Source organism: Xanthomonas arboricola, assembly GCF_002940665.1.
Taxonomy (GTDB): domain Bacteria; phylum Pseudomonadota; class Gammaproteobacteria; order Xanthomonadales; family Xanthomonadaceae; genus Xanthomonas; species Xanthomonas arboricola_B.
The window spans coordinates 665001-680145 of record NZ_MIGY01000003.1 but is presented as its reverse complement, the minus strand read 5'-3'; the positions used below and the strand labels follow the sequence as shown (position 1 = coordinate 680145).

The 15145-nt window shown below is 64.0% G+C and carries 12 protein-coding genes and 4 tRNA genes; 13 read left to right on the top strand and 3 right to left on the bottom strand.

Annotation, left to right across the window (positions count from 1 at the left end):
* Positions 1-47 precede the first annotated feature (47 nt).
* Complete coding sequence (locus tag XarjCFBP7645_RS16540; protein ID WP_104538376.1) at positions 48-1343, bottom strand: two-component system sensor histidine kinase NtrB; 1296 nt, start codon at positions 1341-1343, stop codon at positions 48-50.
* Between the two features lie 272 nt (positions 1344-1615).
* Here XarjCFBP7645_RS16540 and XarjCFBP7645_RS16535 point away from each other — a divergent pair.
* The 10 genes from XarjCFBP7645_RS16535 (at position 1616) to XarjCFBP7645_RS16490 (ending at position 10931) form a co-directional block, all read left to right on the top strand.
* A tRNA-Leu gene (locus XarjCFBP7645_RS16535) sits at positions 1616-1700 on the top strand.
* 199 nt (positions 1701-1899) lie between these two features.
* The gene (tig, locus tag XarjCFBP7645_RS16530; RefSeq protein WP_104538375.1) at positions 1900-3192 is read left to right on the top strand and encodes a trigger factor; all 1293 of its coding nucleotides are present in this window, start codon (positions 1900-1902) and stop codon (positions 3190-3192) included.
* A 98-nt stretch (positions 3193-3290) separates the two neighbouring features.
* A complete protein-coding gene (clpP, locus tag XarjCFBP7645_RS16525) occupies positions 3291-3917 on the top strand; it encodes an ATP-dependent Clp endopeptidase proteolytic subunit ClpP (protein WP_002806026.1) in 627 nt (208 codons plus the stop codon).
* 125 nt (positions 3918-4042) lie between these two features.
* The gene (gene clpX, locus XarjCFBP7645_RS16520; protein ID WP_003483788.1) at positions 4043-5329 is read left to right on the top strand and encodes an ATP-dependent Clp protease ATP-binding subunit ClpX; all 1287 of its coding nucleotides are present in this window, start codon (positions 4043-4045) and stop codon (positions 5327-5329) included.
* Positions 5330-5473: 144 nt separating this feature from the next.
* The gene (gene lon / locus XarjCFBP7645_RS16515) at positions 5474-7945 is read left to right on the top strand and encodes an endopeptidase La (RefSeq protein WP_104538374.1); all 2472 of its coding nucleotides are present in this window, start codon (positions 5474-5476) and stop codon (positions 7943-7945) included.
* A 214-nt stretch (positions 7946-8159) separates the two neighbouring features.
* Positions 8160-8432, top strand: a complete 273-nt coding sequence (locus tag XarjCFBP7645_RS16510; RefSeq protein WP_024938423.1) for an HU family DNA-binding protein — start codon at positions 8160-8162, stop codon at positions 8430-8432.
* An 11-nt stretch (positions 8433-8443) separates the two neighbouring features.
* Positions 8444-8518: transfer RNA gene (locus tag XarjCFBP7645_RS16505), tRNA-Val, on the top strand.
* A 28-nt stretch (positions 8519-8546) separates the two neighbouring features.
* Positions 8547-8623 (top strand) — tRNA-Asp (locus XarjCFBP7645_RS16500).
* 95 nt (positions 8624-8718) lie between these two features.
* Positions 8719-8795: transfer RNA gene (locus tag XarjCFBP7645_RS16495), tRNA-Asp, on the top strand.
* A 165-nt stretch (positions 8796-8960) separates the two neighbouring features.
* Complete coding sequence (locus tag XarjCFBP7645_RS16490) at positions 8961-10931, top strand: peptidylprolyl isomerase (RefSeq protein ID WP_104538373.1); 1971 nt, start codon at positions 8961-8963, stop codon at positions 10929-10931.
* Positions 10932-11232: 301 nt separating this feature from the next.
* Here the strand turns inward: XarjCFBP7645_RS16490 and XarjCFBP7645_RS16485 are convergent, their stop codons facing one another.
* Together XarjCFBP7645_RS16485 and gloB are read right to left on the bottom strand one after the other, a co-directional pair.
* Positions 11233-12417, bottom strand: a complete 1185-nt coding sequence (locus tag XarjCFBP7645_RS16485; RefSeq protein WP_104538372.1) for a lytic transglycosylase domain-containing protein — start codon at positions 12415-12417, stop codon at positions 11233-11235.
* On the bottom strand, positions 12414-13181 hold the full coding sequence (gloB, locus tag XarjCFBP7645_RS16480; protein ID WP_104538371.1) for a hydroxyacylglutathione hydrolase: 768 nt from the start codon (positions 13179-13181) through the stop codon (positions 12414-12416). The genes XarjCFBP7645_RS16485 and gloB overlap by 4 nt, the downstream gene beginning before the upstream one ends.
* Before the next feature lie 12 nt (positions 13182-13193).
* Between gloB and XarjCFBP7645_RS16475 the strand changes: the two genes are divergently transcribed.
* Genes XarjCFBP7645_RS16475 through dnaQ form a run of 3 tightly spaced genes read left to right on the top strand, consistent with a single transcriptional unit; the run spans position 13194 to position 15089 of the window.
* Positions 13194-13850, top strand: a complete 657-nt coding sequence (locus XarjCFBP7645_RS16475) for a hypothetical protein (protein ID WP_104538370.1) — start codon at positions 13194-13196, stop codon at positions 13848-13850.
* 32 nt (positions 13851-13882) lie between these two features.
* Entirely contained in the window at positions 13883-14335 is a 453-nt protein-coding gene (gene rnhA, locus XarjCFBP7645_RS16470) for a ribonuclease HI (RefSeq protein WP_104538831.1), read from the top strand.
* Positions 14336-14354: 19 nt separating this feature from the next.
* A complete protein-coding gene (gene dnaQ / locus XarjCFBP7645_RS16465; RefSeq protein ID WP_024938429.1) occupies positions 14355-15089 on the top strand; it encodes a DNA polymerase III subunit epsilon in 735 nt (244 codons plus the stop codon).
* Positions 15090-15145: the final 56 nt, after the last annotated feature.

The window sequence follows — 15145 nt, the reverse complement described above, 5'->3', positions numbered from 1 at the left end:
CGATGCGCCGTGCCTGCTCGGCTGCGGGCAACTACTGCCGTGGTCGCTTACGGCGACGCAACGGGTGCGGGCGCTGGGCGTTGCTGGATGCGTGGAAATGCCAGCGTAAAGCGCGCGCCCTGGCCGGGCGCCGATGCCACTTCGACAAAGCCACCTGCCTGACGGACCGCGCTATACACCTGTGCCAGCCCCAGCCCCGCGCCTTTGTCGGCATCCTTGGTGGTGAAATACGCTTCGAACAGGTGCGCCTGTACGTGTGCATCCATGCCATGCCCGTTGTCGGCCACGGCGATGGTGACATAGCGCCCGGCCGGCCTGGTCAGCTTGGCCTGTTCTTCAGCGACCACGGCGTCGCCTGTCTCCACGCGGATGACGCCGCCACGTTGGCAGGCATCGCGTGAGTTGATCACCAGGTTCAAGATGGCGCGTTCCACCGTGTGGCGATCCACCATTGAGCAGCATCCGCCTTCGCCCGTGCGCAGCTGCAATTGCAGATCTGCGCCGAGCACCTGTTCGAGCAACGGGCCGAGCTGTTGGGTCAGGGCGGCCAGATCCACCGGTTCCGGGCTGTACGGATACTGCCGCGAAAACCCGACCAGGCGCTGTGCCATGACCGAGCCATGTTGAAGCGCGGCGGCGGCCACGCTCAACAGCTTGGTGTCGTGCGCATCGATCCTGGCGCGCTGTACCACCAGCTCGATGGCCGAGGTTGCTGCCTGCAGCACGTTGTTCAAATCGTGCACGACGCCGGCCAGCAGTTGTCCCACCGCTTCGCCTTTTTGCGCCTGCTCGGAGATCTTTTCGGCAGCGCTCTGCGCGGCGCGCGCAATGTCCAGATCGCCTTCGATGCGCTCTCGCAGGTCGCGCAGGCTGTGCAGTTCGGTCGACAGCGAATGTTCGCGCGCGCGCGCCAGCCGCAGCGCGCCACTGGAAAATGCGCGCTCTGCGGTCAGGGTGGAATCCAGTGTGTGAAAGGCGGTCTCCAGCGCCCGGCGATCAGAGATGTTTCTGCTCACCGCCAGGATCGCTTCGACCTTGCCAAGTGCATCGAACAGCGGACTGGTGACGACCTGCCAGATCTGGCGCACGCCGGCGAAGTTCACGCTGGCGGCTTCGAATTCCTGAATCGAACCGGCACGGGAGCCGGCGATCGCCGTCTCCACCAGTTCGCCCGCCTCCGGTGGCCATAGATCGCGCCATGGCCGCGCGATCAACTGATCCTGATGGCTGGCGCCCAATTCGGCCAGGCCATTGACGTTGATTGCGGTAATCCGCCCGTCGAGGTCGATCTCCTTGATGCAGTCGCGTGACAGGGCCACGATCTGCCGATACCGATCTCTCATCGCGATGACTGCCCTCACTGTTGTTAACGGAATTTTAGCGAAACAGCGTTGTCCAGCGCCAGCAAAGTGCGCGTAAGGGACGCTAGCGTTCACCCAGTCGCTTGATGAATGTATTTACCTTCAAGTGTGCCCGAGTCAGGGCCGACCACCATCATGCTGCCCGCGTACGCGTGCAGCACGCGAGCCGCGACCACATTCGGCGGCGCCATCGCTCGCGCGATGCTTTTTCTTTCCCGGTATCCCTGCAACAATGGACGGGGAACTGCAGTATCGCGAAAGTGGCGGAATTGGTAGACGCACCAGATTTAGGTTCTGACGCCGTAAGGCGTGGGGGTTCGAGTCCCCCCTTTCGCACCAATGCAGTGTGGCCGTGCGTGTTCCGGCCATTCCAGTACAGGCTTGGGGTCTTTCCATCGCGCGATGCAGTGACGCGTGTTCCGCTGGTAGCGGCCGCCGTTATCGGCGAAACTACAAGGCTCGGCGGCTTTCCCGCCATCCGTCAACCCGCATCTTCCATCTCGTGCCGACGCTTGTGCAGTCGGTGGCAGGAGTCAACATGCAAGCATCGATCGAATCCACCGGCAATCTGGAACGCCGCCTGACCTTCACCCTGCCGCAGGATCGCCTGGAGACCCATGTCGGTGGCCGCCTGCGCGAACTTGCGCGGACCACGCGCATCAAGGGTTTCCGCCCCGGCAAGGTGCCTACCAAGGTCATCGAGCAGCGCTTTGGCCAGCAGGTGCGTGCCGAGGCGATGGAAGGCCTGCTGCGTGAGACCTTCGATTCGGCGGTGCGCGAGCATTCGCTGCGCCTGGCCGGCAACCCGCGCATCGACCAGGGCGAGAGCGATTTCGACTTCGTCGCCACCTTCGAAGTGGTGCCGGACTTCGGTGATATCGACGTGGCTACGCTGTCGGTGGTGCGTCATGCCGCCGAAGTGACCGATGCCGACATCGACCAGATGATCGAGAACCTGCGTCTGCAGCGCCGCACCTGGAACCCGGTCGAGCGCGGCGCGCAGGTCGGTGACCTGGTGGCACTGGAGACCTGGTCGCAGGCCGGCGACGAGCGTCTGCCCGCCGAAGGCGTGGAGACCGGCAGCAGCGTGCTGGGCTCGGGCGTGATGTTCGACCAGATCGAAAAGGGTCTGGAAGGTCTGGCCAAGGGCGAGGACAAGACCCTGACCATCGACTTCCCGGCCGAGTGGCGCGTGCCGCAGCTGGCCGGCAAGACCGTGCAGGTGCACGTCAAGGCCGTCGAGGTCTCCGAGCCGGTGTTGCCGGTGGTGGACAAGGAGTTCATCAAGAGCTTCGGCGTGAAGAGTGGGGACGCCGAGCAGTTCCGGGCCGACATCCGCACCAACCTGGAGCGCGAGCTCAAGGGCGCGCTGATGAACCGCCTGCGTCGCGAAGTGGGCGAGCAGCTGATCGCCGCCTATGCGCACGTTGAAATGCCGCCGCGTCTGGTCGAGAACGAGGCCCGTTCGATGCTGGCGCAGCAGGTCGAGCAGGTCCGCCGCAGCGGCCGCAATCCGGGCGAGATTCCGGCCGATGCCCATCATGGTTTCATGGATGCGGCTGCCAAGCGCGTGCTGGTCGGGCTGCTGGTGGGGGAAGTGGCCCGTCGCAACGAGCTGCGCCTTGAATCCAAGCGCGTCAGCGAAACGCTGCGTCTGATCGCCTCGACCTACGAAGAGCCGGAACAGGTCATTGAGATGTACCGCAACGACCCCCAACTGATGAGTGGACTGCAGAGCCGTGTCATGGAAGAGCAGGTGATCGACTGGATCGCCGAGCGCGCACAGCACACCGAGCAGTCGCTGTCGTTCCAGGACGCCATTCGGGTCTAAGGTAAGCGATCGCGAGACACCAACCCGCATCCCGATGGCTGGGATGCGGATGTCAAACCCGGGCATCGGCGCAAGCCGCTGCCATTACAGGAAGACTGATGAGCATTGTGACCAAAGCCCTGAACCTGGTGCCGATGGTGGTCGAACAGACCAGCCGCGGCGAGCGTGCGTATGACATCTACTCGCGTCTGCTGAAGGAGCGTCTGATCTTCCTGGTCGGTCCGATCGACGACCACATGGCCAACGTCATCGTGGCCCAGCTGCTGTTCCTGGAAGCGGATAACCCCGAGAAGGACATCAGCATCTACATCAATTCGCCGGGCGGTGTGGTCACCGCCGGCATGGCCATCTACGACACCATGCAGTACATCAAGCCGGACGTGAGCACCATCTGCGTCGGCCAGGCGGCCTCGATGGGCGCGTTGTTGCTCGCATCGGGTGCGGCCGGCAAGCGCTATGCGCTGCCCAATTCGCGCGTGATGATCCACCAGCCGCTGGGCGGCTTCCAGGGCCAGGCCACCGATATCGATATCCATGCGCGCGAGATCCTGACCTTGCGTTCGCGCTTGAACGAGATCCTGGCCAAGCACACCGGGCAATCCCTGGAGACCATCGCGCGCGACACCGAGCGCGACAACTTCAAGAGTGCGGTCGATGCGCAAGCCTACGGTCTGGTCGATCAGGTGCTGGAACGTCGTCCGGAAGAGTCGATCCAGCCGTCCTGAGCGCCAGATTGCTGAAATTGCAGGAAAAACCGGCAGGGTCGGGCTGGGCGGATGTCCTCCCGACCCTGTGCTATTCTCGAAATCGAACCCCCGTGCATCGGGTGGGGTAACTGGGTAACAGAAGCATGAGCGAAGACCGCCAAGGTCGTTCCGGCGACAGCAACAAGATTCTCTACTGCTCGTTTTGCGGTAAGAGTCAGCACGAAGTCCGTAAGCTGATTGCCGGTCCCAGCGTATTCATCTGCGATGAGTGCGTTGAGCTGTGCAACGACATCATCCGCGAGGAACTCGAAGAGAAGGCGCAGTCGGCCCGCTCCAGTCTGCCCAAGCCGCGCGAGATTCTCGAGGTGCTGGATCAATACGTGATCGGGCAGTTGCGCGCCAAGCGGACGCTCGCTGTGGCGGTGTACAACCACTACAAGCGTATCGAGAGCCGCAGCAAGAACGATGACGTCGAGCTGGCAAAATCCAACATCCTGCTGGTCGGCCCGACCGGCTCGGGCAAGACGCTGCTGGCCGAAACGCTGGCACGCTTGCTCAACGTGCCGTTCACGATCGCCGATGCCACCACGCTGACCGAGGCAGGTTATGTCGGCGAGGATGTGGAAAACATCATCCAGAAGCTGCTGCAGAAGTGCGATTACGACGTCGAGAAGGCCCAGCAGGGCATCGTCTACATCGACGAAATCGACAAGATCTCGCGCAAGAGCGAGAACCCGTCGATTACCCGCGATGTGTCCGGCGAAGGTGTGCAGCAGGCGCTGCTGAAGCTGATCGAAGGCACGGTGGCCTCGGTACCGCCGCAGGGCGGGCGCAAGCATCCGCAGCAGGAATTCCTGCAGGTGGACACCAAGAACATCCTGTTCATCTGTGGCGGCGCCTTCGCCGGCCTGGACAAGGTGATCCAGCAGCGTTCCAACGATGCCGGCGGTATCGGCTTCGGTGCCAAGGTCAAGAGCAGCGAGCGCAAGCAGGAAGTCGGCAAGATCCTGGCCGAGGTCGAGCCGGAGGATCTGATCAAGTTCGGCCTGATCCCCGAGTTCGTCGGCCGTCTGCCGGTGGTCGCCACGCTCGAGGAACTGGACGAGCCGGCGCTGATCAAGATCCTGACCGAGCCCAAGAACGCCATCACCAAGCAGTTCAAGAAGCTGTTCGACATGGAAGGCGTGGAGCTGGAGTTCCGTCCCGACGCCCTGTCTGCAATCGCCAAGAAGGCGCTCAAGCGCAAGACCGGCGCGCGTGGGTTGCGCACCATCGTCGAATCGGTGCTGCTGGACACCATGTACGAGCTTCCCTCGCAGGAAAACGTCAGCAAGGTGGTGGTGGATGAGTCGGTGATCGAGCACAAATCCGAGCCGTACCTGATCTACCAGGCGCAACCGGCTCCGGCCAAGGCCGCCTCCGGCGATTGAGTCCCCGATGCCGCTGCGCCGGGCCACGGCCTCGCTCGCGGATAAAGGGTTTCCAAACGCTACTTGCAACACTTCGCCGATGGCCCCATAACGGGGCCATCGGCTTTTTTTATGCCGCAAACCCCCATTCCTGCGGAGCGCCCCATGGCCCAGTCCCAACCAGAAGTTCTCGATCTGCCGGTGTTGCCGCTGCGCGACGTGGTGGTGTTTCCGCACATGGTGATTCCGCTGTTCGTCGGCCGTGACAAGTCGATGCGCGCGCTGGAAAAAGCCATGGAAGCGGACAAGCGCATCCTGCTGGTTGCGCAGAAGTCGGCCGAGACCGACGACCCGACCGCCAGCGACCTCTATACCGTCGGCACGCTCGCGCAGGTGCTGCAGCTGCTCAAGCTACCCGACGGCACCATCAAGGTGCTGGTCGAAGGTCTGTCGCGGGTCACCGTCGACAAGGTCGTCGAGCTGGATGGCGCGCTGCAGGGCCAGGGCATCGAGATCGAAGCCAGCGACGCGCGTGAGCCGCGCGAAGTGGAAGCCATCGCGCGTTCGCTGATGTCGCTGTTCGAGCAGTACGTCAAGACCAACCGCAAGCTGCCGCCGGAGCTGCTGCAGACCCTGGCCGGCATCGACGAGCCGGGCCGCCTGGCCGACACCATCGCCGCGCACATTGGCGTGCGCCTGGCCGACAAGCAGCGCCTGCTCGAAATCACCGAGATCGGCGAGCGGCTGGAGCTGCTGGTCGGGCTGGTGGACGGCGAGATCGATGTGCAGCAGCTGGAAAAGCGCATCCGTGGCCGCGTCAAGTCGCAGATGGAAAAGAGCCAGCGCGAGTACTACCTCAACGAGCAGATGAAGGCGATCCAGAAGGAGTTGGGCGATCTGGACGATGCACCGGGAGAGCTGGAAGAACTGGCGCGCAAGATCGCCGAGGCGGGTATGCCCAAGCCGGTCGAGACCAAGGCCAAGGCCGAGCTCAACAAGCTCAAGCAGATGTCGCCGATGTCCGCCGAGGCGGCCGTGGTACGCAATTATCTGGACTGGCTGCTGGGCGTGCCGTGGAAAAAGCGCACCAAGGTCCGCAAGGATCTGAAGGCCGCAGAGGACACGCTGGATGCCGATCACTACGGCCTGGACAAGGTCAAGGAGCGCATCCTCGAGTACCTGGCCGTACAGTCGCGCGTGAAGCAGATGAAGGGGCCGATCCTGTGCCTGGTCGGTCCGCCGGGCGTGGGCAAGACCTCGCTCGGCCAGTCGATCGCCAAGGCGACCAACCGCAAGTTCGTGCGCATGAGCCTGGGCGGTATCCGCGACGAGGCCGAGATTCGCGGCCATCGCCGCACCTATGTCGGTTCGATGCCGGGCCGCCTGGTGCAGAACCTCAACAAGGTCGGCAGCAAGAACCCGCTGTTCCTGCTCGACGAGATCGACAAGATGTCGATGGACTTCCGTGGCGACCCGTCGTCGGCGCTGCTGGAAGTGCTCGATCCGGAGCAGAACAACTCCTTCAACGACCACTACCTGGAAGTGGACCTGGACCTGTCGGAGGTGATGTTCGTCGCCACCTCCAACTCGCTCAATATTCCCGGTCCGTTGCTGGACCGCATGGAAGTCATCCGCATCCCCGGGTACACCGAGGATGAGAAACTCAACATCGCCATGCGTTACCTGGTGCCCAAGCAGATCAAGGCCAACGGCCTGAAGCCGGAAGAGATCGAGATCGGCAGCGATGCGATCCAGGACATCGTGCGGTACTACACGCGCGAATCGGGCGTGCGTAACCTGGAGCGCGAAGTCGCCAAGATCTGCCGCAAGGTGGTCAAGGAAATCGCGCTTGCCGGCCCGCAGCCGGATGCCAAGAAGGTGGTCGCCAAGAAGGGCAAGCCCAAGGCGCTGGTCGCGGTCAACGCGAAGAACCTTGACAAGTATCTGGGCGTGCGTCGCTTCGATTTCGGCCGTGCCGAAGAAGAAAACGAAATCGGCCTGGTCACCGGCCTGGCCTGGACCGAAGTCGGCGGCGAGCTGCTGCAGGTCGAGTCCACGCTGGTGCCGGGCAAGGGCAACCTGATCCTGACCGGTCAGCTCGGCAACGTCATGAAGGAATCGGCATCGGCCGCCTTGTCGGTGGTGCGTTCGCGCGCCGAGCGACTCGGCATCGATGTGGATTTCCTGCAGAAGCAGGACGTGCACGTGCACGTGCCCGATGGCGCGACACCGAAGGATGGCCCGAGCGCCGGTATCGCGATGGTGACCTCGCTGGTGTCGGTGTTGACCAAGGTGCCGATTCGCGCCGACGTGGCGATGACCGGCGAGATCACCTTGCGTGGTCGCGTGTCGGCGATCGGCGGCCTGAAGGAGAAGTTGCTGGCAGCGCTGCGCGGTGGCATTCGCACCGTGCTGATCCCCGACGAGAACCGCAAGGATCTGGCCGACATCCCGGCCAACGTCACGCGCGATCTGAAGATCGTGCCGGTCAAGTGGATCGACGAAGTGCTGGACCTCGCATTGGAACGACCACTGGCGCCGAAAAAGGCGGGCAAGGAAAAGGCCCGCAAGACCGCGTCGCGGGTTGCGGTCCGCGGCAAGTCGCGTACTACTCCGGGCACCCGCGTCAAGCACTGAAACCGCTTGTCTAAACCCAGGCAAAACAAGCCAAAACCCGCGTCGTTATTGGGTTTTGGCTTGCGTGCTGTTGGGGGCGCTGGTATAAATGCACGACTCGTGGGCGCGGCAAATTGTGATGCGTCATGCGATACCACTTGTGTCGGGTTCTTCGCTAACGGCAAGAGCGCCGATTGTCGATTCCGCGGCATCTGCCGCAAAGGGAGTTTCAAGAATGAATAAAACCGAATTGATCGATGGCGTTGCCGCTGCCGCTGACATCTCCAAGGCTGAGGCCGGCCGTGCTGTTGACGCGGTTGTGAGCGAAATCACCAAGGCGCTGAAGAAGGGCGATGCCGTCACCCTCGTTGGCTTTGGCACCTTCCAGGTCCGCGCGCGCGCTGAGCGTACCGGCCGCAATCCGAAGACGGGCGACAGCATCAAGATCGCTGCTTCGAAGAATCCTGCATTCAAGGCTGGCAAAGCCCTGAAGGATGCAGTAAACTAATCGACTCGGTAGGGTGCTTAGCTCAGCGGTAGAGCGTCTCCCTTACACGGAGAGGGTCGGGGGTTCGAAACCCTCAGCACCCACCATTAAGCACCAGGCACATGTTTCAAGCGCGGAGCGGTAGTTCAGCTGGTTAGAATGCTGGCCTGTCACGCCGGAGGTCGCGGGTTCGAGTCCCGTCCGCTCCGCCAGTTATACCGAAGCCCCTGAGCGATTGGGGGCTTCGTTTTCTCCACCGCATTCGCAGTGCGGAAATGGTGGGGAAGCAGCAGTCCAAGTTTAAAGCGGAGCGGTAGTTCAGCTGGTTAGAATGCTGGCCTGTCACGCCGGAGGTCGCGGGTTCGAGTCCCGTCCGCTCCGCCAGTTGTACACAGCCCTCGGCTCCGTGCCGGGGGCTTTTTTTTGGCCGCTATGGCGGCAATTGTGCGCCGAAAGCCATGCCGAACCCGATGCGGTGCGGGATTGGGCTGGGTGCCCGGCGTCAGGCGCGTTACACTGCGCGGCTCGCCCACAGGCCGTGATTTGCCAATGCTGCAGAAACTTCGCGACAAGACGTCAGGCTGGATCGCTACCGCCATCCTGGGGTTGCTGATGATTCCGTTCCTGTTCGTCATCGACAACAGCTACCTCGGCGGCATTGGCGCCAATAACGTGGCCAAGGTGCAGGCGCCACCGACGTGGTGGAAATCGGCACCGTCGTGGTGGCCGGTGTCGCTGCTGTGGCAGCACCATGAAATCAGCACGCAGGATTTCCGCTCCCGCTTCGAGCAGGCGCGCATGCAGGAACGGCAGCGCCAGGGCGAGAATTTCGATCCGCGCACGTTCGAATCCCGCGAAAACAAATTGCAGGTGCTCGACCAGTTGGTCGACGAGCAGGTCGTGCGTCTGGGTGCCGAAGATGCCGGCATCGTGATCGGCGATGCGACGGTGCGCGACTACATCGCCGGCATTCAGGCGTTCCAGGTCGACGGCAAATTCAGTCCCGACCAGTATCGCGCTGCACTTGCGCAAGGCACGCCGCCGCGCACGCCGGCGCAGTTCGATGCGCTGGTGCGCGACAGCTTGCAGCAGTCGGTGATTCCGCAGGCAATTGCCGAGTCGGGCTTTGCGACCAAGGCCGAGTTCGAGCGCTTGCTCAAGCTGATGGGCGAAACGCGCGATGTGGAGCTGGCAATGCTGCCGCCACCGGCCGCCGATACCGCGTCGGTCAGCGGTGCGCAGATCAAGCAGTGGTACGACGGGCATACCCAGGATTTCCGTCAACCGGAGACGGTGACGATCGAGTATGTCGAGCTCGATGCCGCCAAGTTGCCGCCGGCAACCGCCGCTGACGAGGCGACGCTGCGCAAGCGCTACGACGAAGAGAAGGCGCGTTTTGTCGAGCCGGATCAGCGTCTGGCATCGCACATCCTGATCAGCGCCGGTAGCGATCCTGCCGCGCAGAAAGCCGCCGAGGAAAAAGCGGCCAAGCTGGCTGCGGAGGCCAAGCAGCCGGGCGCCGATTTCGCCGCGTTGGCCAAGGCCAATTCGCAGGATCCCGGTTCCAAGGGCGCCGGTGGCGATCTTGGGTGGGTCGAGAAGGGCACGATGGTCAAGCCGTTCGAAGACGCCTTGTTCGCGATGAAGGCAGGCGAGGTGGTCGGCCCGATCAAGAGCGAGTTCGGCTACCACGTGATCCAGTTGCGCGAGGTCAAGGGCGGCCAGGGCAAGTCGTTCGAGCAGGTGCGCGATCAGCTTGCCGCCGAGCAGCTCAAGGCCGATGCCGATAAGGCGTTTACGGATGTGAGCGGCAAGCTGGTGGACCAGGTCTACAAGAATCCCACCGCACTGGAGCCGGCAGCCAAGCAGGTCGGCCTGCCGGTGCAGACGCTGGGCCCGTTCTCGCGCGCCGATGCCAGCGGGATCGCGGCCAATCCGGCGGTGCTGCGTTCGGCATTCTCCGAAACGCTGGTGCAGGACGGCACGGTGAGCGATCCGATCACCATCGCGCCGAACCACAGTGTGGTGCTGCGCGTAACCAATCACACCGCCGAGGCGGCCCTGCCGTTGGACAAGGTGCGCGATAAGGTGATCGTCGCGGTCCGCGCGGACCGCACCGAGAAGGCCGCCGCGGCGGCTGCCGACGCATTGCTGGCACGTGTGCAGAAAGGCGAGACCCTGCAGGCACTGGCCGCCAGCGAGAAATTGCAGGTGCAGCCTATCCCGGGCTTGCCGCGTACCGCGCCGATTCCGACACCGGCGGCAAACCGCGCCATCTTCAGCGCGCCGCGCCCGACCGAAGGCAAGCCGTCGGTGGGCAAGGTGGAGCTGGATGGCGGGCGCTTTGCGGTGTTCGTCATCAGCAAGGCGATTCCGGGCGATCTGAAGCAGATGCCGGCCGAGCAGCAGACCATGCTGCGCGAGCAGCTGAGCCAGATCGACGGCAACAACGCGGCGCAGGCGTACGTCAAGGAAATGCGCAAGCGCTACAAGATCCAGGTCGAAGAAGCGCAGCTGTAACAGCTGCTGTTCGACTGGTGGAGAAAGAGCCCGGGTAACGGGCTTTTTCGTTGGCCGATGCCGTGGGCGGGTGCCAGCGTCTTTTGCAAAGCATCCGGACGTCCCGGCTGCTAGCGCAGCGCGTCTGCGGTCGCGTGGGCCAGGCACTGGCGATGCCTGCGGAAGCCGATCTGACGTCGTGCGCATCCGCTCTTTTCGCATCCGGCCTTCTGCGCAGCGCGCCATTGCGCAGCATCGGGCAAAGGACGGCGCCGCTGCAGGGGCGGCGGGCCGGAACACGGCCTGGGGCAGGTGGCTTACGTCAGGGCGTGTCGTCGAACGACAACACCATGCCGGGCTTCAGCACGGCGCGCCTGTCCAGGCCATTGCTGGCCAGCAGTGTCGTGACCGTGACGCCGTAGCGGCGTGCGATGGCCCACGCGGATTCGCCGTTGCGCACCGTATGTGTCGTGCGCGCCTGTGACTTGGATGCCTTCGTCGCCGCGGCGGCAACGACCGTGGGAGCGGCCGCGTCGACGTCGGCGATGCCGCCCGTCTCGGCGGAGGCGGCCATGCTGCCTGTTGCACCAGGCTGCGCGGGCGCGATCGGGGCGAGTACGTGCACGCCGCGTGGTGCGGCGCGCGCGCCGGCCAGCGCCGGATTCAGCCGGGCCAGCAGTTGCGGCTCGATGGCGCGCTGTCCTGCAAAGGCGTTGAGGCTGGTGCCGACCGGCAACGCATGTTCGGTGAGTACCGATACAGGGCGATCGAGCGAGGTCAGCAAGTTGCCTTGCTGCTGCGCATGGTCGAGCACGCAGGCGAGCGCGTGCAGCTTTTCCACGTACTCATAGGTGACCTTGGACATGCCCGGCAATTCGGACGGGCGAGCGTTCTGCGCGTTCATGCCTGCACTGCGCATGGCCTGCAGCACCCGATACTCCCCAGCGTTGTAAGCCATCAGGGCCAGGCGCCAATCGCCTCCGAACATGCCGTACAACGTCTTCAGATAACGCACCGCCGCCGTCGTGGAATCCACTGCCGAGAGGCGGCCGTCGTATTGCGCGCCAACCGGCACATGGTGGTTGCGGGCAGTGGTTGCGATGAACTGCCAGAGGCCGGCGGGGCCGCTGCCGTTGCGGGCTCCTGGGCGATAGCCGCTTTCGACAAATGGAATCAGCGCAAATTCGGTCGGCATGTCGGCTTCGCGCAATTCATCGACCACGTAGCCGAACAGCGGCAACACATCCTGTGCGTCGTCCGCCAGGCGAGCCGGCGCGCGCGAGAAATGTTGTTCCCAGCGTGTATCGCTGTGTTCGCTGTCGCAGCCGGGGTCGGCGCGGCCGTCCAGAAACAACGAAAAGATCTCCCGACCATTGCGCACCTGGGGTGCGGCGGTCTGGGTGATCGAACTTTCTGCGGGTTTGTAGCGGCTTGCGTCGTTGGACGATGCGGCTGCGGGTGCAATGACCACTGACGCGGTCAGCACTGCCAGAAGCAGGCGCCTCATGCGCGGAATTCGTCTTTCCAGCGCCGAAGTTCGGCGAAAACGTCAACCTCAGAGGAAAGTGCGCCGGTTGCTCGCGAGGCCACGGCGGCGCGGACTGCGGGACTGCTGGTGCGTAAAAACGGATTGGTGGCCAGTTCACTCTTGAGCGAAATCGGCAGGGTAGGACGGGCTGCATGACGCATGGCCTGGGCTTCCTGTTGACGGCGCTGCAAGGCAGCGTTGGTGGGATCGACGTGCAGCGCAAAGGCCGCGTTGGCCAGGGTGTATTCGTGGCCGCAACACACAAGCGTTTCGCCAGGCAGGGAAGCCAGGCGCTGCAACGAGTCGAACATCTGAGGAGCGGTACCTTCGAACATCCGCCCACAGCCTAGGCTGAACAGGGTATCACCGCTGAACAGATGGTGGTCGGTGACGAAGGCAATGTGACTGCGGGTATGGCCGGGCACCTCCAGCACGTCGAAGCTGCTGCCAAGCAGGCTCAAGCGCTCACCCTCGCCCACTTGGCGGACGTCTGCGGGGATGCGCTCGTCGGCCGGACCGTACAGCGCAAGGTCCGGCCAACGCTGCTGCAGCGCTGCCACGCCGCCAGTGTGGTCGGCATGGTGGTGGGTCAGCAGGACGGCACTGGGGCTGAAGCCTTCGCGCTCTGCGGCGGCGAACACCGGCTCGGCCTGACCGGGATCGACGATGACTGCACGGCCACCGCTGGCGACCAGCGCCCAGATGTAGTTGTCGTCGAATGCGGGCAGGGCGGTCAGTCGCATAGAATTGGGACCATGCCTGCCACGCCATTCTCCCGTCAAGCTGGCGTCTCATCCTGGTTTGAAACGGGTGCGGGGCGCAGCCTGCTCCTGCTGGAGCGCAAATTGGCACTTGCTGCGTTGCAGACACGTCCGTCGCAGCCCTGGTTGTGGCTGACGCCAACGCCCGAGCTGCCGCCGCGCGAGCTCCTGCAGGGGCGTGGGCTGCGGTTGTGTCGCAGCGCCGGCCGCTTTGCGGGCGACGCGCGCTGCGCCCTGCCGTTTCCGTTGTCGACCGAAAGCCTGCAGGCCATCGTGGTGCAGCACGCGGTGGTGGGCGGCGCGGCGGAATTTCTGGCCGAATGCGAGCGGCTGCTGATGCCCGGCGGCCGGCTATGGCTGTTCACGCTCAATCCGCTGAGCCCGTATCGTTTCCGCTGGGCGCGGCGTGGCCCGGTGGCGTTGCGGCCGGATCGCTGGCGGCTGCTGGCGCAGCGTGCAGGGCTGCAATGCGTGGAGACCGAACGCTATCTGGGGCCGGTCTGGCGCACCGGGCGTGCCGCCACCGGCACCGATCGCACCCCCTGGCGCGCGGTGTATCTGCTCGAAGTGGAAAAGCGCGCCGCCGCTTCGATCGGGCCGACCCCGATCGCGATGCCCTCGCGCTGGCCGCAGCCCGTGGCCACGATCTGATGACCGACCACTTTTCCACATACCAGAAGCTGATGAAATCCATTGAAGTACATACCGACGGCTCCTGCCTCGGCAATCCCGGGCCGGGCGGTTGGGCGGCCCTGTTGCGTTACAACGGCCGCGAAAAGGAATTGTCCGGCGGCGAAGCCACATCCACCAACAACCGCATGGAATTGATGGCGGCGATCATGGCGCTGGAAACGCTCACCGAGCCATGCCAGATCGTGCTGCATACCGACTCGCAATACGTGCGCCAGGGCATTACCGAGTGGATGTCCGGCTGGGTGCGTCGCGGTTGGAAAACCGCCGGCGGCGATCCGGTCAAGAACCGTGAACTGTGGGAGCGGCTGCATGCGGCCACGCAACGCCACAGCATCGATTGGCGTTGGGTGAAAGGCCACAATGGCGACCCGGACAACGAGCGTGTCGACGTGCTCGCCCGCAATCAGGCCATCGCCCAGCGCGCTGGCAGCGCAACCGCATAAGCAATCAGCAAGAGGATTCATGCGTCAGATCATTCTCGATACCGAAACCACCGGCCTGGAATGGCGCAAGGGCAACCGCGTCGTCGAAATCGGTGCGGTGGAGCTGCTGGAGCGGCGCCCGAGCGGCAACAACTTCCATCGCTACCTGAAGCCCGATTGCGATTTCGAACCGGGTGCGCAGGAAGTGACCGGATTGACCCTGGAGTTCTTGGCCGACAAGCCGCTGTTTGCCGATGTGGTCGAGGAGTTCCTGGCCTACATCGACGGCGCGGAGCTGATCATCCACAACGCCGCATTCGATCTGGGATTCCTAGACAACGAGCTGTCGCTGCTGGGCGACAACTACGGCCGCATCGTCGAGCGCGCCACCGTGGTGGATACCCTGATGATGGCGCGCGAGCGCTACCCGGGGCAGCGCAACTCGCTGGATGCCTTGTGCAAGCGCCTGGGCGTGGACAACTCGCATCGCCAGTTGCATGGCGCCTTGCTCGATGCGCAGATCCTGGCCGATGTGTATATCGCGCTGACCTCGGGCCAGGAAGAGATCGGCTTTGCCAGCGCCGATACCGGCCAGCGCAGCGAGCATGGCGAGGGCATGATCACCTTCGATCCGGCGCTGCTGTTGCCGCGCGCACGGGTGGTGGTAACCGCGTCGGAGTCACAGGCGCACGAGGCGCGCCTGGCGTACCTACGCAAGAAGGCCGGGCGCGCGTTGTGGGATGCGCCGGTCGAAGAGGTGGCTGCTGCCGGGTAGTGCGGCTTTCGGCAACTGGTGTCCGGCTGTCGCGCGGCGCGGCGTGGCGATGTGTG

Coding starts and splice junctions, on each gene's coding strand:
- XarjCFBP7645_RS16540 (WP_104538376.1), bottom strand. CDS start 1,343: ATGAGAGATCGGTATCGGCAGATCGTGGCCCTGTCACGCGACTGCATC.
- tig (WP_104538375.1), top strand. CDS start 1,900: ATGCAAGCATCGATCGAATCCACCGGCAATCTGGAACGCCGCCTGACC.
- clpP (WP_002806026.1), top strand. CDS start 3,291: ATGAGCATTGTGACCAAAGCCCTGAACCTGGTGCCGATGGTGGTCGAA.
- clpX (WP_003483788.1), top strand. CDS start 4,043: ATGAGCGAAGACCGCCAAGGTCGTTCCGGCGACAGCAACAAGATTCTC.
- lon (WP_104538374.1), top strand. CDS start 5,474: ATGGCCCAGTCCCAACCAGAAGTTCTCGATCTGCCGGTGTTGCCGCTG.
- XarjCFBP7645_RS16510 (WP_024938423.1), top strand. CDS start 8,160: ATGAATAAAACCGAATTGATCGATGGCGTTGCCGCTGCCGCTGACATC.
- XarjCFBP7645_RS16490 (WP_104538373.1), top strand. CDS start 8,961: ATGCTGCAGAAACTTCGCGACAAGACGTCAGGCTGGATCGCTACCGCC.
- XarjCFBP7645_RS16485 (WP_104538372.1), bottom strand. CDS start 12,417: ATGAGGCGCCTGCTTCTGGCAGTGCTGACCGCGTCAGTGGTCATTGCA.
- gloB (WP_104538371.1), bottom strand. CDS start 13,181: ATGCGACTGACCGCCCTGCCCGCATTCGACGACAACTACATCTGGGCG.
- XarjCFBP7645_RS16475 (WP_104538370.1), top strand. CDS start 13,194: ATGCCTGCCACGCCATTCTCCCGTCAAGCTGGCGTCTCATCCTGGTTT.
- rnhA (WP_104538831.1), top strand. CDS start 13,883: ATGAAATCCATTGAAGTACATACCGACGGCTCCTGCCTCGGCAATCCC.
- dnaQ (WP_024938429.1), top strand. CDS start 14,355: ATGCGTCAGATCATTCTCGATACCGAAACCACCGGCCTGGAATGGCGC.